The following is an 18,655-nucleotide window of genomic DNA, read 5'->3' as shown; positions in this document are numbered from 1 at the left end:
TGCTACGCTACTAGTGATTTTCTGTACAACCGGCTGTCAGTGTTGCAATTATTTACGACAGCGCATGGCCGTTTTCAGCGCGAGTGTGCGAATCCCGTTTAGTCCAGGAGGGTTGAATGACAACCGCCTCTGCGAAGTCTTCCGTCAATAGACGTGTCGTTGTCGCGATCATCGTCGGCGGATTGGTCCTGATGGCGGCAATGGTTGCCGGCATCCTTGCCATCGTCGCCGGCGCGATGAAGGCGTCGGACGCCTACACCACTTCCGTTGCAAAGGCGCTGAACGATCCGGTGGTGATCCAGGCGCTCGGGCCGCCTGTGAAAGCCGGCTGGCTGCCCACAGGGCAAATCAGAACCGGCTCCGGCGGCGGATTCGCGCGACTGTCGATCAGCCTGGAAGGCCGCAAGGAGAAAGCCACGCTCACGGTGCACGGGACGAAATCCGAAGGCCAATGGCGCTACTCGGTGATGCGTGTGACGATCGCGGGAACCGGGCAGGAGATCGATCTGCTGGAAGGGCGATAGTTAACTGGTGCGAAGGGCGCTTGTCAGAGTCACCGGTGCTCCATCTTGCGTTTCAAAGCGGCACTTACGGGCATGTGGCGTCCAGCCTTTGAAACTGTGCGATTCCAGCGTGTGCAGGTCTGCCTATTTTGTCGATTTCCGTTCGTCGCCTGTCGAATCGTGGCCGGGGCGCGCATCGTATAGCCTTGGTGTGGACAACCACTGCACAGTGACTGTGCCGGACCCTTGGGGCTTGACGAGCCAATACTCACCTTTGCGGACTGGCAGGACCGCACCAGCATAGGAACCGCCGGCGCGAGTACGGAGCGTGAGATCCTTTGCGGTAGGTCCGGAAAAGACATCCGCGCCAGCTGCTGGCTTGTTGCCGCCTGTGAGCGCGGCAACGAAGCCGTCGGTTTCCGCGGCATATGCGACATTTACGCCGTAACCTTTTTCAACCCAGCCTTCTGTGCCAGGTGCCGTAACCGGGGTGGACGCTGGTTTGGCGCTTGTTGTTCGTACGGTTTCTGGTGTCGCGGGTCTCGTGATGTACGCGCTTCCGAGCCCACCAAGCATTCCAAAAAGCGAAGCTAGGACCATTGCCACTCCGCTATCGATCTTCATCGTCTCTCCTCATGGTTGAGGCTCGTAGCTGTCGCTGACACCAGGATTCTCTCACCGCGCGCAATGTGGTCATCCCCGTCGTGTGGTGCGTCCGCATCGGCTGCGAACGGATGGGGAACCCGCGGATCGGAGGAGTCGATTGCAATCGCTGAGGTGTTCGGTGGGGTGCATTCAGCGAGACAGTTTCAGGGACGAACGTACAAACGCCCATTGCTGCGACGAACTCGTGGCGGGATCACGAGAAGGTCCGTCGTCCGGAACGCAGTGCCAACTGCTTCACACCCCCACCGCCCGGCGTGCCTCAGACCCTGAGACGGGATGAACGCAAACTTTCCCCGCTGCGAATAACGCAGTGCCCCTGACGGGCCTATGGAGACGGCTATGAAATCCCTGAGTTCACTGCTGTTGAGTTCGCTCTTCGCACTGTGCACGCCGGCCGCGCTGGCGGCGCCGGGTGACTACGACCCTTCCTTCGGTACGGGCGGATACACCGTTACCTACGACGGCGACCATTCGTCGGCCGACGATCTTGTCGTGGATGAAGCCGGCAATGTCTACACCGCCGGCACCAGCGTGACCGGCGGTACGGTCGTGCCGGTGCTGGCCAAATACAAGCCCAATGGCCTCATTGACGGCAGCTTTGGTGTAGGCGGCATCGTCACGCCAGCATCATTGCCGCCGAATGTCGCGGCCTACAGTGCGCTGACGCGCTTCCGCGGCTATCTGTTCCAGATGATCGCTGCTGACGACAAACTGTACGTTTACGCATTCAATACAAGCGGCGTGCCGCAGGCGTGGTTCGGTGCTGGCGGCGTGGCGACGTTCACGGTCGGCACCGCGATCTACCCGGTGTTTGATATCGCCCAGTGGGGCAACAACCTGGCGATGGCAGCCAGCGCGCGCAACCCGGCCACTGGCAATCACGACTTCGTCCTGGTCGGGCTTTCGCTCTCCGGCGCGCCGCTGGGCGGTTTCGGGACGGGCGGCGTGGCTTACTCGCGCCTGTGGAGCGGTGCTGGTGCACGCAATCGCCTGACGGGCCTGGTGTTCCAGCCCGACGGCCGGATCGTTGCGGCCGGTCGTGCCGCCAAGCCGGGCGATACCTATGACTTCGTCGTCGGCCGCTACCAGTGGAACGGTACGCCCGATCCCACCTTCGGCCTCGCCGGCTTCACCCGTATCGGGTTTGCCGACGATGATTTCGGCCGTCGCGTGGCGCTGAAGAAGAGTGGCCAGATCGTCATCAGTGGCAGCACCTGCAAGACCATCGACCCGGCCGCCGGCACGACCTATTGCCGCGCCGGTGCGGCGCAACTGCGACCGAACGGCGCGCTTGACGCCACCTTCGGCGTGGGCGGCAAGATCGAGTGGGATCTCTACGACAAAGGCGTAACGGTCACCGACATGATCCTGGACGACGCGGAGCGTCCGGTCATTGTCGGCCAGCACCTGGTGGACGACGCGAAGTCCACGGCCTTCGTGCTGCGCCTGAAACCCGATGGATGGATTGACGGAAGCTACGGATCGGGTAGCGGCTGGGTCGATCTCCACTACGGCTACGATGCCAATGCCAACGGTGGTGTGAAGCTGTACAAGCCTGGCCTGATCGTCACGGCGGGAACGACCATAAAGTTTGCCGATCCCTCGCTGACGCTGGGCGCGATGACGGTTGCGCGCCACCAGAACTGAACCACGCGGCGGGGCGAACCCGGAGGGTCCGCCCCGCCCGGCAACGCGTGGCGCGGCGAGGAGTGATTGTTGCCGTCCATCACGCAACCGTGGCGATTGACCCGGCACGACCGGCGACGCCGGCGCCGCAGTACGGGCCCATGCGGCCCGTACTGCGGCAAGTCAGGCCTTGAACGTGCGCCAGGGACGAAAGCGGATCGCCGCGCGGATAAGGCCGGCTTCCGCCTGCGATTCGATGACCGGCCCGATCGGTTTGTACGCGTCGGGATGCTCCTCCAGGCGCCGTTCTTCGCGCAGCGTGTGGCAGTGCCACTCGGTCGTCTTTGCTGCGGTGTGTGATGAGTGGCGGCGTACGCTGTGCCGGCGCACGCGCCGACCCGCACCGTGGCTGCACGACCACAGCCATTCCGGATGGCCAAGCCCCGTCACCAGGTACGACGCATCACCCATCGAACCTGGCAGCAACGCCCACTGACCGTCGTGGGCAGGCGTTGAACCCTTGCGGTGGATGTGCAGTCCGTGTTCTTTCGTGATGATGTTGTGCGGTACATCGACCACGAGGCGTGAGCTGCCCGCACCGACGGTAGCTTCCAGCGCCTCGCGCACCCATTCCGCGAGGACGACGCGATTGAGCCACGCGTAGCGCGCAGCCGTTCCCATTGCCTGGAAGTAGTCTTCTGCGGCGGGGCCGCGCAGCGCGTAGAGCCCGCTCGTCGGATGTGACGTCCCTGCCGGCCAGGCGGATTTGGCCTTGTCGATCCAGCGGCGGCCGACATGGAAGCCAATGCCGCGGGATCCACTGTGAATCATGGCCACCACGTCACCGGCACGCAGTCCGGCCGTGTAGGCCACCTGGCGGTCGAGGATTGCGTCGACGATCTGCAGCTCGACGAAGTGATTGCCGGAACCGATGGTGCCAAGGTCCGGCGAACGTACCTGGTCCTGGCCATTCACGAGGAAATCCGGCGCGTGGACGCTGTCTGCGCGAAGCGTGTCCAGAGCGACGCAGGCACGCACTTCACGTTCGAGACGGGCGAAATCGGTGCCCGCCCAAACGCCGGAGCGGCCGAGCGCACGCAGGCACGCCAATGGTGAATCGTCGAACAAGGCCCGGAACGCGCGCGCTGGTACCGGTGCGTCCGTCCGTGTGTGCAGCAGCCGTTCGGTGAGCACCCGGGTCCAGCGCGCTTCGTGCGACGCCATCTGGGTCAGCGTCAGGCCGGTGGTGATCAGGCGCATGCCGCAATTGATGTCGGTGCCGATGGCCGCGGGAATCACCACATCGGCATCGGTGGCCACGACGCTGCCAACTGGCGCCAGCGAGCCCGGGTGGAAATCCGGTGTGGCGCAGGCGCAGCGCACCGGGCGCGGGCGGTCAGGCCAGCCGACGGCTGCAAAATCCAGCAATTGGGAAACGGCCCTGCCTTCCAGCTCGAAGTCAGGTGGAAGAAGGATCCGGGCGGAATCGTCGCCGCGGCGTACAACGTAGGAATGGGATACGCGTTCGACGGCAATGCCGCGCCGCGCGAAGGCTTTCTGAAGCCGGGAAAGGGGGATTTTCATGAGAAGCTGCCGAGCAAGCGTCATCGCCACCTCGAAAGAGGTGGTCCAATGGGTTGTCAGCAGCCGCGAGGCGTCGCCTATTGGAGCATGCGGCTCTCGCGAAAGGCAAGCGTGACTGATCGGCGCGGGGAATGCCGCTCTCGCGCTACGCTACGGTTGACGTAGCGAGTCTGTGGCGTTTTCCAGCACACGCCGCGCTCCGCCGGTGACGCACCTCCGTGTGCGCGCACCGGAGACGCCGTGTTCAGACCACCAGGCCGGATTCCGCCTCCTGGCACGCGCGGCGCGCCAGGGCCAGGTTCGCCTTGGCCTTGTCGAGCACAAGGTAAATGAACAGACCCGTCTTGGCCGCAATCGGTCGGATCACGTGATATTGCTTACCCAGGGTAATCAGGATGTCCTCGATGCTGTCGTTGAGCCCAAGGCTCTTCATCGTCTTGAGCTTGGCGCGAACCACTTCCGTATTGCCCGCGGCGGCCAGATCCAGATCCATGCCAGTGCCGACGCGGCCCAGTGTCATGCCGCTGTTCGAATCCACCAGCGCTGCGCACATGGAGCCATCGCACTGCATCAGGTTCGTGAGACTGTCATTGACGTTGCCCATGGAATTCTCCTGGAGGGGACGCACCGGTGCAGGGTGGAAGCGGACGTGGTGCGACGACGCCCGGTTCCGCGTTATTCGCCGAACGCGCGGCCAACGGCCGCACAGCAGTTGGACGCCGCCCACAACAACTTGCCCAGAACGGCTTCTTCATTGGCCACTACCGCCAGCGACATCGGCGGCTTCGCGGTAGGGATGTTCATGACGACCACCGTGCCGGTGTCAGCCTGGATAATCATGCGATTGCAGTCCACGATGCCGGCTTCGCGTGCTATCGCCGAGCCGATCGCCGACAGGGAGCTGCCCATCGCCGCCAGTCGCGCTGCGCCGCCCTTGCCGACCTGCAGTGATGCGACCTCGAAACCGTCTGCACTCATCAGTACCGCGGAGACCACACCGACGGTGGCATTACCCAGTGCGTCCAGGTGCTTCTGCGCGACGCCGACTGCGACGCGGCCGAATCGTGGCATGGCAGTCATGCGCTCCTCCTGAGCCGTTCGGACAGCTCGATCACGCACAGCAGTGCATCGATCAACAGGATCACGTCGGAACGCTGGCGCACGTCGACGCTGAACACCGGAATGACGCGTCCGCGCCGTTCGAGCAGTTCGGAGAAGGCGCCCAGGGGATGTGCACCGGATTGTCCCGTACGTCCCACGCCGACGATGATGGGCGTCAACCGGTCGCTGCCGAAGTGATCCAGGAAAAATTCCAATTGGGACAACGCGTCGGATTGCGCCGCGTCGAGCAGCAGCACGATGCCGGTGGCATTGCGGGACAGGATGTCCCACATGAAACGGAAGCGGACCTGGCCCGGTGTACCGTACAGGCGCGCGCCGCGACCATCGTCCAGGGCGATGAAGCCGTAATCCAGGCCGCACGTGGTCAGGGCCTTGTCGTACGCGTATTCATCGGTGTTCGCAACTTCGGTCGAGACGGGTGCATCGTCACTGATGGCGCCGATGGCGGTTGTTTTGCCGGCTCCCATCGGGCCGGTGAAGACGATCTTGAACTCGGTATCGGCCGTGTTCATGCGGACAGACCCAGGCGCAGCCGCAAACTGCGCATGAAGCCGGCGAGTCCTGACAACACGGGCGGGGGAATCACCACATCCGCTGAAGTGGCCGCCTCCGAGGCAACCAGAAGCTGGCACAGTGAGCACGCCGCCAGGTAGCGCTGGACGGCCGTCACTGATTGGCCGGTCAGGCTGCAGAGTGTCGTAACGTCGAAGGTGCCCAGCGACAATGCCGCGGATAGGAGCAGGTGTTCCCGCGCGGCACCGAGCACGCCGAAATCCGGCCAGCGCCGCAATGCAAACGTGCCTGTGGGGTTGATCCAGGGGGCCATGCCTTCCGGCGCGCCAAGCCCGGCGTACCACAGGAGTACAACGCCCGGTGCCTCGATGCCATCCGTTGGTGAAGGGTCTGCCTGCAGTTCCAGCGGCGGCAGCGCCAGTGCACCACGCCGCAACTGGGTGTGGATGGCGGCGGCCGCGACGAAGGTCGACAGGTCGCCGCGCACCGCCAGCGTGCCTGTTGGCGTGCGCGCGGCGTAGTAGCGGTGCGCGTCATCGGGCCGCGTCGCCAGCTCGTGCAGTGAAGTGAGGAAGCCCCAGCGCGTGGCATCCATCGGACCGGCCGGGCTGCGTGCCGTGGCCGGCGTTGTGCCGAGCTGGCGCTCGATTTCATCCAGCACATCCAGCAGCTGCATCACCCGGAAAGGGTGTTTCAGGGTGAATGTCGCATTGGGCGGTGACTGGCCAAGCTCCTGAACGGCGATGACGGGCTTGCGCGACATCGCCCAGCGCTCCACCACTGGCGAGTGGTTTGCGTCGCCGGCCATGAGTACGTCAGCGTGCTCCGGATCGGCGAGCAGCCATTCCGCGCGCGAACGTCCGTCGACGATCTTGAGCATGGAGTGAAACGCATGCGTGGCGTCGTCGGTCAGGCCGACGACGGCGATACGTCGTCTTTGCATCGGTGCTCCCCTGAGTCCGGCCCCGCCCATCCCGATCGTGCCGCACCGCACGGCGGGCGCTGCGCAGGACGACACAATTCAGGGATGCCAGTGGCGATTTCAGTCTAGCACCAGGGAAAAACGACGTGTAAATAAAAGTGACAAAGAAAGAAGTAGCGAAGTGACTTTCGCTATGTCGCGCTGGTCGTTGCTGTGCGTGCGGTTGCGCGCCGTACTGCTCTGTGCGGGTGCGGTGCAATACGCCAATGCGCGGCTGCAGGAAACGCCAATGCCGCGCGGGCCCGCCGGGCATTCCCACGTTCGAAGTCTGCGCAGATTACCGTGACCTGCTCACTCGGCGGGACTGCAAAAAGTGACAGGTTTGCAGGCGTGGCATGTAGAAAGTGCGTGCAGGTGGAATTTGCAACGAAGTTGCCAACCGGATCACGAAACGACAATGGGCATTGCGCTAGCTGGCCGCGATCACGCGTGCCAATGCGCAGGATGATGCGGGCGAGTCGTCCGTAGCGTCGTTGTCGCGCGGCGCGTCGGTCTACGGTTTCACCGTAAACCGCCCGATCTCGACGTCGTCGTCGCCGTCCGTCAGGTGGCGTGTGGCTGTGACGCGCGACGCGTGTCCGCTGCCGAAGTTCGCCTGGAATTCCACGTGCACGTTCACTCCGTGCGTGAGCGTGACGGTGCGGTCACTGAAGTAGGTCGCCTTGACGATGTAGGTGCCGGGTATCGCGCGGCGGATGGTGAACACCTCCGGTCCATAGCCGCCCAGAAAGTCATTGCTGAGGTGGCTTCCGGTGTTTCCACGGGTGTGCGTAAAACGCATGACCTCTCCAGCGGGATCGGTGACGGAGAGGTCGATGTCCGTATTGTCAGCGTCCCAGGTCAGGGTCACGCGCAGGTCCACCGGAACTGCGCCGAGCAATGCCGGATCCGCCAGCAAGGCCTTGCGCGCCGGATCGGACATTCGCGCCAGGAGATCGTTTAGTTCATGCAGGACAATGGCCAGGAGTCCCCGGGCTCGACCCTGCCAGTCGCTGTCGACGATCTGCCATAGCAGCCGGCTCGCACGCTCATTGTCCGGGTTTGATTGACGTGACAATGCCAGCGCCAGGTCGCGCAGACTCTGTGGCTCTTCGGCGCGCAGTTGCGCCACCTTCTCCAGCAGCGGTACGGCAAGGTCATAGCGCTCCTCTTGCTGCAGGCGGTAGGACAGTACGCGCAACAGGGCGGCGTTCTCGAGGTCGATCTCTGCCAGGTTCGACAGAATACGCACGGCAAGTTGCGGGTCTTTGCGCTCGTGGCGGAAGTAGTCGGCGCATTCCAGGAAGAATGCGGGCGCTGTTGCGTGTGTGCGGCGCTCCTCGAGATAGGCCTGATAGGGCTCGGACGCTGCACGCAGACGTGCCAGATAGGATCGGTCCGGATTCCATGGTTGCAAAGTAACCACCGCAGGCGTCCTCGCGGCCAGCTCCGGCGATTCGGCGGAATAGCGGGCGACGACCGGCGCCGACAGGTTCCCGAGCTCTTCCCGGAAACGTTCCGACCATTCACCCGTGACCAGCTCCCACAGCAGTAGCACGGCGCGGCGATTGTCCGGTTGCGGCTGGCGCGACAGGGCCAGCGCGAGGTCACGCCGGCTCTGGGGTTCCTCGCCGCGCAGTGTGAGCACCTTCTGCAGCAGCGGGACGGCCAGTGCGTCGCCAGGGCGATCAGTCTGGCGTGAGGCTGGTGCCCATGAGAGCGGCGACATGGGCTGCGCTGGCTTGGCGCAACGCCGTGAGGCTGTAGCCACCTTCGAGGCTGGAGACGACGCGCCCCCGGGCATGGCGCTGGGCAACGGCGATCAGTTGCGTGGTTACCCAGTCATAGTCGGCGTCGTCGAGGTTGAGGTTGGCCAGTGGGTCGAGCCGGTGGGCGTCGAATCCGGCCGAGATCAGGACCAGCTGCGGCTGGAAGGCATCCAGCGCCGGGACGATGGTATCGGTGTAGGCGGTGCGGAATTCGCTGGCGCCGGCGCCGGGGGGCAATGGCGCGTTGACGATGTTGCCCGCCCCGGTTTCGCTGCGGGCGCCCGTCCCCGGATAGAGCGGCCACTGGTGAGTCGATGCGTAGAGAACGCGGGAATCGTTCCAGAAGATGTCCTGCGTGCCGTTGCCGTGATGCACGTCAAAGTCGACCACCGCGACGCGTTCGATACCCTGGGCCAGCGCCTGCGCAGCGCCGACGGCGACATTGTTGAAAAAGCAAAAACCCATCGCCTGGTCGCGCGTGGCATGGTGGCCGGGTGGACGCACCGCGCAGAACGCGCGGTCGAACGCGCCCGCCAGCACGCCGCTGACGGCTGCGGTGACCGCACCGGCTGCCCGCAGCGCGGCGTCGAGCGAGCCGGACGACATGACCGTATCGGCATCGACACGCAGTTCGCCGCTTTCCGGCGCATTCTCGAACAGGTGCGCAATCAGTTCCGGCGCATGTACGCGTGCCAGCTGTTCCCGCCCGGCCCGCGGTGCCTCGTGGTGCACCAGCGACGCGAATGCCTCGTGGCGCAAGGCGTCCAGCACCGCCCTGAGCCGCTGCGGCGATTCGGGATGGCCAGGGCCCGGGTCGTGCGCCAGGCAGCTGGTGTGGGTGAAGAGTGCGCAGGGCATCGCAGGTCTCGCGACATCGGGTGAGGGGTCCGCAAAGGATACAGCGCGGCGTCGTGGAATATGCCGCTCAGGATGCCGGACGTCGGCGCCGCTCGTGCTGCCACAGCACTTCGCCGTGGCCGCCGGCGCGGGCGAGCACGCGGGCGATGACGAAGAGCAGGTCCGACAGCCGATTGAGATATCGCGTGGCTTCACCGCGCACGGTTTCGTGACGACCCAGCGTGATGACCTCACGCTCGGCGCGCCGGCAGATGGTGCGCGCCAGGTGGCAGGTCGAGGCGGGCAGGCCGCCGGCGGGAAGGATGAAATCCTTCAGGGGCGGAAGGTCCTCGTTGAAGCTGTCGAGCGTGTGTTCCAGCCGTTCGATATCGGCGTCGAACACCATCGCCATGCCCGGGATGCACAGTTCGCCGCCCAGATCGAAGAGGTCATGCTGAACCTGGGTCAGGCATTCGCGCACCGGATCGGGAATTTCCAACGCCAGCAGCATGCCGAGCGAACTGTTGAGTTCATCGACCGTGCCGTAGGCGGTCACGCGGGCGGAGTCCTTCGGCGTACGCGTGCCGTCGCCAAGCCCCGTGGTGCCGTCATCGCCGGTGCGGGTATAAATTTTCGAAAGGCGGTTGCCCATGGGAATCTCCAGGGGAAAATCGGGGTGACCGGCGCGCAGCGCTCAGTCGGCCTCGAAACGCGAGGCATTCAAATAGCTTACTTCAAACTGTCCATTGCGATACCGGATGCGGCTGGCGCGGGCATAGTCCACCTGCAGCGTGAAGGCCTTCGCCGGCGGCAATCCGAACGCGTGGCACAGCAGGGCGCGGATGGAACCGGCGTGGGCGACCGCCAGCACGCAATCGTCGGAATTGGTGTTGCCCAGCAGGGCCGAGAGCCAGGAACCGGTACGTCGAACCACGTCGGCGAAGCTCTCGCCGCCGGGCGCTTCCTGGATGACCCAGTTGTCGGCCCAGTGACGGTAGCGGGCGCCGTCGTTCGCGGCGATCGTGTCCCAGCGCTGGCCGTCCCATTCGCCCAGGTCGACCTCGCGCAAACGCGGGTCCGACAGAGGCTCTGTCGCAAAGCGCGCGGCGAACACCTGCGCGGACTGCTGCGCGCGGCGCAGATCACTGGAAAACAGGAATCGTGGCGAATTACCCTGCCATTCGGCCGCCAGCCGTTGAATGGCGGTAAAGCCGATCGCCGACAGCGGTGCGTCGGTACGGCCGATGCACAAGCCCGGCGCACAGTCGGCCTCTCCATGGCGAACCAGGATCACGTCCATCGCGTTGCTCCCGCAAAGATCAAGTAACAAGCCAGTTCCACGACCTGGTTGGCCGCACCCAGCGTATCGCCCGTGATGCCGCCCAGCTGGCGTCGGTAGTACAGCGCGGCGAGAGCGACGACCAGGGCGCTGCCGACGGCTGCGCACCATGCTACGCGTCCCAGTGGAAGAACGAGCGCCGCGGTGATGAATGATCCGACGACAGCGTGGCGCAGGCCGATGCCGTCGGCAACTGGCTTGTTTGCGGGCGTGCCGGCGCGGACGTAGGGCAACCCCGCTGCCAGTGGCAGCACGCTCCAGCGCGCCAGTACGTGTCCGGTCCACAGGGCGGCCAGAAGGCCCGCTGGTGGCAAGGTGGCCAGCGCGACGTATTTGCCGCCCAGTACGATGCACAGCGCGACAGCGCCATAACTGCCGATGCGGCTGTCCTTCATGATTTCGAGCTTGCGCTCCAGCGTCCAGCCGCCACCCAGGCCATCGGCCGTGTCGGAAAGACCGTCCTCGTGGAAGGCGCCGGTGACCACGATGCCGGCAGCCAGCGCGCACCAGGGAACCACGCTGGCGGGCAGGCAGAGGTTTGCGACGAGTGCGACCGCGATCACCACGGCCGCGACAACCGCCCCCACCAGTGGAAACAACGGGGCCGCGCTGGCCAGGCAGGCGGCGTCGGCGTAGCTCCAGCGTGCGAACGGCAGGCGGGTGAAAAAGGTCAGCGCCGTGGCAAATAGTCGCAACAGATGGGTCACCGCCGGCGCTCCGCGGCGTGAACGACCGGCATTTCAGGGGTGGCGTTCGGATTCACGGTCAAGGCCCGTCGTCGGCGGCAGGGGCGCCCGGTGCAGCGTTGGGCCGGGCATCATAGCGGAGGCCCGTAGCCGCCCGTATCATGGCCGGATGAGCACTGATTTTGATGTGGTGGTGGTCGGCGGTGGCCTGGTCGGCGCCAGCCTGGCGATCGCCCTGGAAGACAGCGACCTTCGTGTCGCCCTGGTGGAAGCCGCAGCGCCCCGTGCGGCAGCGCAGCCCAGCTATGACGAGCGCAACCTGGCGCTGGCGCGCGCCAGCGTGGCGGCGTTGGGAACACTGGGCGTGTGGCAGCACGTCGGCGCCAGCGCATCGCCGATCCGCCGTATTCACGTCAGCCGGGCCGGCGAATTCGGGACCGTCCGGCTCGACAGCGAGCGCCAGGGGCTGCCTGATTTCGGTGCCGTACTGCCCGCGCGCGAGCTGGGCAACGGCCTGCTGGCGCAGCTGGAGCGCTGCCGCCGGCTGGTCCGCTACGCGCCAGCGAGCGTGGAACATATCCAGCCCGGTGATCGTGTACAGACCCTTTCCATTCGATCGGCGGGCGAGGTCACCACCCTGTCCGCGCGCCTGGTGATCGGGGCGGACGGCACCGAATCGCTGGTGCGCCAGCGCAGTGGCGTGACTGCGGAAGAGCACGACTACGGCCAGGTGCTCTTCGTCTGCACGGTAATGCCCGAGCGGCCGCTGGATGGCACCGCCTACGAGCGCTTTTCGGACGAAGGACCGGTAGCGCTGCTACCCCTGGCGGAGCGCCGGGCGGGATTGGTGCTGACGGTGTCGGGCGATCAGTCGGCGCAGGTTGAATCCCTGGACGACGAGTCCTTTCTTGCCCTGGCGCAGGCGCGGTTTGGCTGGCGGGCCGGGCGGCTGCGTCGACCGGGCCGCCGGACGGCGTACCGGATGCGCCGGGTCAGCGCGCAGCAGCTGGTGGCGCCGCGAACCGTGCTGGTCGGCAATGCGGCGCAGACGCTGCATCCCATTGGCGCCCAGGGATTCAACCTGGGCCTGCGCGATGCGCTGACGTTGGCGGAAAAGCTGATTACCGCCCGGCGCCGCGGTGATGACATCGGCGCTCCGGCTGTGCTGCGCGACTACGCCCTGGCGCGCCAGGCCGATCGCGACGGCACACTGGACATGAGCGACGGGCTGGTGCGGCTGGCGTGCAATCCGGCTTCGCTGCTGGGGCCGTTGCGCAGCGTCGCGCTGCTGGCCATCGATGGACTGCCGCCGCTGGCGCGGTGGCTGTCGCGCAGGGGCATGGGTTATCGCGGGGTGCCCAACCGCTATTCGTCGGGAGACAAGCCGTGAATCGTCGCAGCGTGTTTGATGTGGCCGTGGTCGGCGCCGGCATGGTGGGCAGCGCGGCCGCGCTGGCGCTGGCGCGCAGCGGCCTTCGCGTTGTCGCGCTGGACGAGCGCACACCTGCGGCGTGGGACGAGGGTGACGAGGTGGATCTGCGGGTTGTCGCGATCGCGCCTTCCTCGGCGGATTTCCTCGCGGACATCGGCGTATGGCCGCGTATCGCCGGGGCCCGTTCCTGCGCCTACCGTCATATGCATGTGTGGGACGCCGAAAACGGCGCCGCGATCGATTTTGACGCCGCGGAGCACGCGCGGGGCGAGCTTGGCTGGATTGTCGAGAATCGCCTGGTCCAGCTCGCCCTGGCGCAGGCGATCGAGGCAGATGGACGAATCGAAACCCGCTGGCCGGCACGCGTGGTCGCGACCAGCGTCGAAGGCGGCGTGCGGCGGCTGGAGCTCAATGACGATTCCCGCATCGCGGCCCGCCTGGTTATCGCGGCGGATGGTGCGGCTTCGCCGCTGCGCGCGCTGGTGGACATCGATACGCACGGGCATTCCTACGGGCAGCGGGCCCTGGTCGCGCATGTGGGCACCGAACGCCCGCATGAAGCCACGGCCTGGCAGCGCTTCCTGCCGGGAGGCACGCTGGCCTTCCTGCCGCTGCGGGACGGACGCAGCTCCATCGTGTGGTCGTTGCCGGATGCCGAATGCGACCGGCTCCTGGCGCTGGATGACGCCGCGTTCTGCGCGGAACTGGGTTGCGCATTCGACTTCCGCCTGGGACCCATCACGTCCGTCACCCGGCGTGCGGCGTTCCCGTTGCAATTGCAGTTGGCACGCCGCTATCTCGCTCCCCGGCTGGCGCTGGTAGGGGATGCCGCGCACCAGGTGCACCCGCTGGCGGGTCAGGGCGTGAACCTGGGGTTTCGCGACGTGGCCTGCCTGGTCGAAACCATCGCCCAGGCCCACCAGGATGGGCGTGATTTTGCCGCGGAAACCACGTTACGCCGCTACGAGCGGCGGCGGCGCAGCGACAACACCCTTTCCGCCTTCGGCTTCGATGCAATCAACCGCCTGTTCCGCAGCCAGTTTGAACCGCTGGTCGTGCTGCGCGGCGCCGGTGTGCGTCTGGTGAACGCCTTGTCGCCGTTGAAGCGGCTATTGGCAGGGCACGCGGCCGGGCGCTGAGTCCGTCCGCATCAACGGATGCTGCTATCGAAAGAGTAGTTTCATGGGCGGCCGACAGGCGATCACGCCTGCCCGGTCAGCGCCTGCAGCAGGTCCGCCTGGTTCTCTTCCGACAGGCGCTGGATCAGGTCGTCCAGCTCGCCCTCGATGATCTCGGGCAGCCGATACAGCGTGAGGCCTTCCACGCGGTGGTCGGTGATGCGGCCCTGGGGGAAGTTGTAGGTCCGGATACGCTGGCTGCGATCGCCGGAACCGACCTGCAGACGACGGTTTTCGGCTTGCTCGGCCTGCTGCTTGGAGCGCTCCGCATCGAGCAGGCGGGCCTTGAGCAGGGCAAAGGCGCGCGCGCGATTCTTGTGCTGGCTGCGCTCGTCCTGGCACTCGACCACGATGCCCGTCGGCAGGTGAGTCAGGCGGATCGCCGAGTCGGTCTTGTTCACGTGCTGGCCGCCCGCACCGGACGCGCGGAAGGTGTCGACCTTGACGTCGGCATCGCGGATATCGATATCGTCGACTTCGTCCATCTCCGGCAGGATCGCTACCGTAGCGGCGGAAGTGTGAATACGCCCCTGGGCTTCGGTCGCCGGTACGCGCTGCACGCGATGAGTACCGGATTCGAATTTCAGCCGCGCATAGGCGCCCTTGCCTTCGATGCGTGCAATGACTTCCTTGTAGCCGCCATGTTCGCCAGGACTGGAAGACAGGATCTCCGCGTGCCAACCCTGCCGTTCGGCGTAACGCGAGTACATGCGGAACAGATCGCCGGCGAAGATCGCCGCCTCGTCGCCGCCGGTGCCGGCGCGCACTTCCAGGAACAGGTTGGCGTCGTCGCGTGGATCCTTCGGGATGAGCAGGATCTGCAGTTCGCGCTCCAGCGTGGTGCGCGTGGCTTCCAGCTCGGGAATCTCCGCCTCGGCGAGTTCTTTCAGCTCCGGATCGCGCAGCATGGCCTGGGCCGACTGCAGGGCCGCCTCGTTCGCGTCGTAGGCCTTCAGGGCGGCGGTGACCGGCTCGAGCTGGGCGTATTCGCGGTTGAGGTTGCGGAACTGCGCCGGGTCGCTCAGCACGTCGGGCTGGGCCAGCAGTGCGGCCACTTCTTCGTGGCGCTCGGCCAGCTGTTCGAGCTTGCGTCGGATCGAGGGAGTCATGCGTCCTTGTCGGTGTTGGCGGCGGCCGGGTCGAACAGCTTCGCGGCGGCCTGGATCAGTTCACTGTCGCCGCGCATCGCCGCTGCGCGGAGATTCGCGCTGGGGGCATGCAGCAGCTTGTTGGTCAGCGTGTTGGCCAGGAAGGTGAGCGCCTCCTCGGGCGACTTGCCGCGCTGGAGCAGGGCGCTGGCGCGGGCAAGAACGTCGTCGCGATCGGCTTCCGCACGGCGGCGCAGGTCCTGGACCGGATTTCCCAGGTCCAGGGCGCGCAACCAGGCCATGTAGCGGTCGACCTGCAGTTCGATGATCGCTTCCGCCTCGCGCGCGGCCGCTTCGCGCGATCGCAGGTTTTCGTCGATCACGACCTTCAGATCGTCAATGGTGTACAGATATACATCTTCCACTTTGGCGACGTCGGCGGCGATGTCGCGCGGCACGGCGATATCGACCATGAACATCGGCTTGTGCCTGCGCGCGCGGATGGCGGCCTCGGTCATGCTGCGCGTGACGATGGGTTCGCGGCTTGCGGTGGAGGCGATCACGATGTCGGCCTCAGCCAGGTGCTGGGGCAGGTCCGACAGGGCGATAGCGTAGCCGCCGCAGCGGTGTGCGAGTGACTGGGCGTTATCCAGCGTGCGATTGGCGACGATCAGGCGGCGGACATTGGCGTCGGCGAGGTGCCGCGCTGCCAGTTCAATCGTTTCGCCGGCACCGATCAGCAGTACGCAGGCGTCGCGCAGGTCGGCGAAGCGCTGCTCGGCCAGGCGCACGGCAGTGTAGGCCACGGATACGGGATTCGCGCCGATGCGGGTGTCCGTGCGGACACGCTTGGCCACCGCGAAGGTGTGCTGCAGCATGCGTTCCATCGGGGCACGCAGGGAGCGGGCATCGCGTGCCACCTGGTAGGCATCCTTCACCTGGCCCAGGATCTGCGGTTCGCCAAGGACCATGGAATCCAGCCCGGTGGCGACGCGGAACATGTGCCGTACGGCTTCCGCGTCGTCGTACCGGTAGAGGAATTCATCCAGCCGACCGTTCGCCACTGAGTGGTAGTGGTGCAGCCAGGTCGTCGGCACCGATTCGGCGCCTTCGGCGACGCTGCAGTAGAGCTCGGTGCGATTGCAGGTGGAGAGGATCAACGCCTCTTCCACGCCCGCCTGGGCGACCAGCTCGGCCACCGCCTCGCGCGCGCGCGCCGCGTCGAAGGCGACGCGTTCGCGCAGGTCCAGCGGGGCGGTGAGGTGATTGAGTCCGAGGGCTAGCAATGCCATGGATGATGGGGCCGCGCGGGCAACAATCGGCTAAGCTTGGGCGCGTGGATGCGGTGCGCGCAAACCCTGTACGGGCTCGGCCGCCACGGCCTTGACCCGACGCGGATGCCGCAGTGCAAAACGCGGCTAGTTTGCGGTCGCGACTGCCCAAGATCAAGCAAGGCGCAGGATCCGACAACGCGGAAGTGAGGGAACCACGCGCCATGCCGCGCTGACCAAGTCCCGTTCATGACCGTCCGCCGGCCGTCCGTTCCCGGTTTGCCGCGTGCGGCTCTGGCGCCGGATCCAGCGGTTGACGTAGCAACAGGGCCCGGAGTTTGACCATCAGGAGCACGATGAACGTCCATTTTGATCCCCGTGCCTGGCTGATTGCGGTGGTGGCGTTGGCCTTTGCGGGCTGCACCGCGACGCCAGTCAAGAAAGATGCCCCACCGGCCTCGGCCGGCAAGTCGCAGGCTGCCAATCAGCCGGAGGCAGGTGATGACGATCTCCTGGCCCAGATGCTGGCCGGTGAGTTCGCCATCGGCCAGTCCGATATCGCGGCGGCGGCCGTGCGCTACGGTAATGCGGCGCGCCTGAGCAAGGATCCGCAGGTATCGGCGCAGGCGGCCCGCCTGGCGCTGGCCGCCCGCAACTACTCCCTGGCCCGCGAGATGCTGGCGCGCTGGCGCACGCTCAAGCCCGAGGATCCGGGTTTGCTGCAGGTGGAGGCCGGCCTGGCCATGGGCGGTGGCGACGCCGAGGCCGCGTTTGCCGCACTGCAGAAGCTGCTGCCCCTGCCGAACGAACAAGGTTGGCGCTACCTGGGGCAAACCCTGCTCGGTGCCGCCGACAAACCGATGGCTGCCGCACTGCTGGAGCGGCTGGCGACGCCGGCCAACCTGGCTGCTGCCAGCGAAGACATCTGGATCGCGATGAGCCAGCTGGCGTTCAAGCTGGACCGCAAGGCCTATTCGCGCACCCTCGCCGACGCGGCCGTGCAGAAGTTTTCCGGTGGCCCGAGCTTTGGCTGGTCCGCCCAGCTGGCAGCCGACGAAGGGGATAAACGGCGCGCGATCGCGTTGTACAAGGAAGCGATCCAGCGCTCGCCCAAGGACATCCGCATGCGCGCGGGCTACGCGCTGCTGTTGTCGGAAGAAGGGGATCACCGCGGCGCGGCCAAGGTGCTGGCCGATGGCCCGCAGGATGAATACACCTATGCGGCGCGCGCCGCATATGTGGCACGCAGCGAGGATGAGAAACTGGTCCAGGCCCTGTTCGACGAAATGAAGGCCTTGCCCGAGGAACAGTCCGCGGCCCACGCGGACCTGCTCGGCCAGCTCGCCGAGTTGCTGGAGCAGCCGGCGATTGCGCTCACCTGGTACCAGAAGGTGAGCGAGGACGACGACAACTGGTTCGACGCGCAGGTGCGTATTGCGGTGATCGAGGACCAGCAAGGCAAGCACGATGCCGCCCTGACGCTGACACACGACCTCCAGGCCCGCGTCGGAGACGACCCCAAGCGCCTGGCCGACGCCTTTCTGCTCGAGGGTGAGCTGCTGATCCACGCCGGCAAGGATGATGCGGTGCAGGAGGCCTATTCGCGCGGGATCAAGCTCCTGCCCACCGATACGCGCCTGATTTACGCCCGTGCGCTGCACGCGGCCAACATCGGCCGGGTCGATGATGCCGAGCGGGACCTGCGCCGGGTACTCGAACTCAAGCCGTCCGATGTCGACGCAATGAATGCGCTTGGCTACACGCTGGCGGATGCCAATCGCAAGCTCGACGAGGCGCTCAGCCTGATCGAGCGCGCCCTCAAGGCCAAGCCCGAGGAACCGGCGGTGATTGATTCGCTCGGCTGGGTGCGCTACCGGCGCGGCGAGCTGGCGGAAGCCGAAACAGCGCTCAAGCGCGCCTTCGACAAGCAGCCGGATGCCGAAATTGCCGCGCACTACGGCGAGGTGCTGTGGCACAACGGCAAGCGTGAGGAGGCCCGGAAGGTCCTGGGCGAGGCACGCAAAAAGGACGACAAGAACAAATCGTTGCTTGAAACGATGAAGCGACTCGGGCTATGAGC

18 protein-coding genes are annotated in these 18,655 nt (G+C 65.9%); 5 read left to right on the top strand and 13 right to left on the bottom strand.

From position 1 onward, the window contains the following. Nucleotides 1-116 precede the first annotated feature (116 nt). Complete coding sequence (locus N4264_RS22265; protein ID WP_261694404.1) at nucleotides 117-524, top strand: cytochrome c oxidase assembly factor Coa1 family protein; 408 nt, start codon at nucleotides 117-119, stop codon at nucleotides 522-524. 123 nt (nucleotides 525-647) lie between these two features. On the opposite strand, the gene N4264_RS22260 is transcribed toward N4264_RS22265, so the two are convergent. Further along, nucleotides 648-1,127 (bottom strand): hypothetical protein, encoded by a 480-nt coding sequence (locus N4264_RS22260; protein ID WP_261694403.1) that lies wholly within the window; start codon nucleotides 1,125-1,127, stop codon nucleotides 648-650. Nucleotides 1,128-1,508: 381 nt separating this feature from the next. Here N4264_RS22260 and N4264_RS22255 point away from each other — a divergent pair, with 381 nt between their 5' ends. Then, nucleotides 1,509-2,816 (top strand): delta-60 repeat-containing protein, encoded by a 1,308-nt coding sequence (locus tag N4264_RS22255; protein ID WP_261694402.1) that lies wholly within the window; start codon nucleotides 1,509-1,511, stop codon nucleotides 2,814-2,816. Nucleotides 2,817-2,978: 162 nt separating this feature from the next. On the opposite strand, the gene N4264_RS22250 is transcribed toward N4264_RS22255, so the two are convergent. The 10 genes from N4264_RS22250 to cobS form a co-directional block, all read right to left on the bottom strand. After that, on the bottom strand, nucleotides 2,979-4,379 hold the full coding sequence (locus N4264_RS22250) for an RtcB family protein (RefSeq protein WP_261694401.1): 1,401 nt from the start codon (nucleotides 4,377-4,379) through the stop codon (nucleotides 2,979-2,981). A 244-nt stretch (nucleotides 4,380-4,623) separates the two neighbouring features. Beyond that, nucleotides 4,624-4,983: a hypothetical protein gene (locus N4264_RS22245; RefSeq protein WP_261694400.1), complete on the bottom strand. Its 360-nt coding sequence runs from the start codon at nucleotides 4,981-4,983 to the stop codon at nucleotides 4,624-4,626. 71 nt (nucleotides 4,984-5,054) lie between these two features. Further along, nucleotides 5,055-5,459, bottom strand: a complete 405-nt coding sequence (locus tag N4264_RS22240; RefSeq protein WP_261694399.1) for a roadblock/LC7 domain-containing protein — start codon at nucleotides 5,457-5,459, stop codon at nucleotides 5,055-5,057. Then, a complete protein-coding gene (locus tag N4264_RS22235; RefSeq protein WP_261694398.1) occupies nucleotides 5,456-6,013 on the bottom strand; it encodes a GTP-binding protein in 558 nt (185 codons plus the stop codon). Before N4264_RS22235 ends, N4264_RS22240 begins: the two co-directional genes overlap by 4 nt. Then, nucleotides 6,010-6,957 (bottom strand): hypothetical protein, encoded by a 948-nt coding sequence (locus tag N4264_RS22230; RefSeq protein ID WP_261694397.1) that lies wholly within the window; start codon nucleotides 6,955-6,957, stop codon nucleotides 6,010-6,012. The genes N4264_RS22235 and N4264_RS22230 overlap by 4 nt, the downstream gene beginning before the upstream one ends. Nucleotides 6,958-7,489: 532 nt before the next feature. Then, entirely contained in the window at nucleotides 7,490-8,704 is a 1,215-nt protein-coding gene (locus N4264_RS22225; protein WP_261694396.1) for a DUF2135 domain-containing protein, read from the bottom strand. Next, nucleotides 8,664-9,602 (bottom strand): histone deacetylase family protein, encoded by a 939-nt coding sequence (locus N4264_RS22220; protein WP_261694395.1) that lies wholly within the window; start codon nucleotides 9,600-9,602, stop codon nucleotides 8,664-8,666. The genes N4264_RS22225 and N4264_RS22220 overlap by 41 nt, the downstream gene beginning before the upstream one ends. Before the next feature lie 67 nt (nucleotides 9,603-9,669). Next, nucleotides 9,670-10,233, bottom strand: a complete 564-nt coding sequence (locus tag N4264_RS22215) for a cob(I)yrinic acid a,c-diamide adenosyltransferase (protein ID WP_261694394.1) — start codon at nucleotides 10,231-10,233, stop codon at nucleotides 9,670-9,672. A gap of 42 nt (nucleotides 10,234-10,275) precedes the next feature. Next, nucleotides 10,276-10,881 (bottom strand): histidine phosphatase family protein, encoded by a 606-nt coding sequence (locus tag N4264_RS22210; RefSeq protein WP_261694393.1) that lies wholly within the window; start codon nucleotides 10,879-10,881, stop codon nucleotides 10,276-10,278. Beyond that, a complete protein-coding gene (gene cobS / locus N4264_RS22205) occupies nucleotides 10,872-11,627 on the bottom strand; it encodes an adenosylcobinamide-GDP ribazoletransferase (protein WP_261694392.1) in 756 nt (251 codons plus the stop codon). The genes N4264_RS22210 and cobS overlap by 10 nt, the downstream gene beginning before the upstream one ends. Before the next feature lie 148 nt (nucleotides 11,628-11,775). Here cobS and ubiH point away from each other — a divergent pair, with 148 nt between their 5' ends. Beyond that, the gene (ubiH, locus tag N4264_RS22200) at nucleotides 11,776-12,996 is read left to right on the top strand and encodes a 2-octaprenyl-6-methoxyphenyl hydroxylase (protein ID WP_261694391.1); all 1,221 of its coding nucleotides are present in this window, start codon (nucleotides 11,776-11,778) and stop codon (nucleotides 12,994-12,996) included. Beyond that, nucleotides 12,993-14,177: a UbiH/UbiF/VisC/COQ6 family ubiquinone biosynthesis hydroxylase gene (locus N4264_RS22195; RefSeq protein ID WP_261694390.1), complete on the top strand. Its 1,185-nt coding sequence runs from the start codon at nucleotides 12,993-12,995 to the stop codon at nucleotides 14,175-14,177. Before ubiH ends, N4264_RS22195 begins: the two co-directional genes overlap by 4 nt. Before the next feature lie 62 nt (nucleotides 14,178-14,239). On the opposite strand, the gene prfA is transcribed toward N4264_RS22195, so the two are convergent. Together prfA and hemA are read right to left on the bottom strand one after the other, a co-directional pair. Then, entirely contained in the window at nucleotides 14,240-15,325 is a 1,086-nt protein-coding gene (prfA, locus tag N4264_RS22190) for a peptide chain release factor 1 (protein WP_261694389.1), read from the bottom strand. After that, entirely contained in the window at nucleotides 15,322-16,596 is a 1,275-nt protein-coding gene (gene hemA / locus N4264_RS22185) for a glutamyl-tRNA reductase (protein WP_261694388.1), read from the bottom strand. Before hemA ends, prfA begins: the two co-directional genes overlap by 4 nt. 335 nt (nucleotides 16,597-16,931) lie before the next feature. On the opposite strand from hemA, the gene N4264_RS22180 reads away from it, so the two are divergent. Then, entirely contained in the window at nucleotides 16,932-18,653 is a 1,722-nt protein-coding gene (locus tag N4264_RS22180) for a tetratricopeptide repeat protein (RefSeq protein WP_261694387.1), read from the top strand. The last annotated feature ends 2 nt before the right edge of the window (nucleotides 18,654-18,655 follow it).

The sequence above is a fragment of the Tahibacter amnicola genome (assembly GCF_025398735.1).
Taxonomy (GTDB): Bacteria; Pseudomonadota; Gammaproteobacteria; order Xanthomonadales; family Rhodanobacteraceae; genus Tahibacter; species Tahibacter amnicola.
Note: the sequence above shows the minus strand (reverse complement) of the source record. Positions and strands in the feature narration are given on the sequence as shown.

What these genes read in the sequence shown, in the direction of transcription:
- N4264_RS22250 (WP_261694401.1), bottom strand. Translation starts at nt 4,379, where the DNA reads ATGAAAATCCCCCTTTCCCGGCTTCAGAAAGCCTTCGCGCGGCGCGGC.
- N4264_RS22215 (WP_261694394.1), bottom strand. Translation starts at nt 10,233, where the DNA reads ATGGGCAACCGCCTTTCGAAAATTTATACCCGCACCGGCGATGACGGC.
- prfA (WP_261694389.1), bottom strand. Translation starts at nt 15,325, where the DNA reads ATGACTCCCTCGATCCGACGCAAGCTCGAACAGCTGGCCGAGCGCCAC.
- N4264_RS22245 (WP_261694400.1), bottom strand. Translation starts at nt 4,983, where the DNA reads ATGGGCAACGTCAATGACAGTCTCACGAACCTGATGCAGTGCGATGGC.
- N4264_RS22260 (WP_261694403.1), bottom strand. Translation starts at nt 1,127, where the DNA reads ATGAAGATCGATAGCGGAGTGGCAATGGTCCTAGCTTCGCTTTTTGGA.
- N4264_RS22235 (WP_261694398.1), bottom strand. Translation starts at nt 6,013, where the DNA reads ATGAACACGGCCGATACCGAGTTCAAGATCGTCTTCACCGGCCCGATG.
- N4264_RS22265 (WP_261694404.1), top strand. Translation starts at nt 117, where the DNA reads ATGACAACCGCCTCTGCGAAGTCTTCCGTCAATAGACGTGTCGTTGTC.
- ubiH (WP_261694391.1), top strand. Translation starts at nt 11,776, where the DNA reads ATGAGCACTGATTTTGATGTGGTGGTGGTCGGCGGTGGCCTGGTCGGC.
- N4264_RS22225 (WP_261694396.1), bottom strand. Translation starts at nt 8,704, where the DNA reads ATGTCGCCGCTCTCATGGGCACCAGCCTCACGCCAGACTGATCGCCCT.
- N4264_RS22210 (WP_261694393.1), bottom strand. Translation starts at nt 10,881, where the DNA reads ATGGACGTGATCCTGGTTCGCCATGGAGAGGCCGACTGTGCGCCGGGC.
- N4264_RS22230 (WP_261694397.1), bottom strand. Translation starts at nt 6,957, where the DNA reads ATGCAAAGACGACGTATCGCCGTCGTCGGCCTGACCGACGACGCCACG.
- hemA (WP_261694388.1), bottom strand. Translation starts at nt 16,596, where the DNA reads ATGGCATTGCTAGCCCTCGGACTCAATCACCTCACCGCCCCGCTGGAC.
- N4264_RS22220 (WP_261694395.1), bottom strand. Translation starts at nt 9,602, where the DNA reads ATGCCCTGCGCACTCTTCACCCACACCAGCTGCCTGGCGCACGACCCG.
- N4264_RS22180 (WP_261694387.1), top strand. Translation starts at nt 16,932, where the DNA reads ATGAACGTCCATTTTGATCCCCGTGCCTGGCTGATTGCGGTGGTGGCG.
- N4264_RS22255 (WP_261694402.1), top strand. Translation starts at nt 1,509, where the DNA reads ATGAAATCCCTGAGTTCACTGCTGTTGAGTTCGCTCTTCGCACTGTGC.
- N4264_RS22240 (WP_261694399.1), bottom strand. Translation starts at nt 5,459, where the DNA reads ATGACTGCCATGCCACGATTCGGCCGCGTCGCAGTCGGCGTCGCGCAG.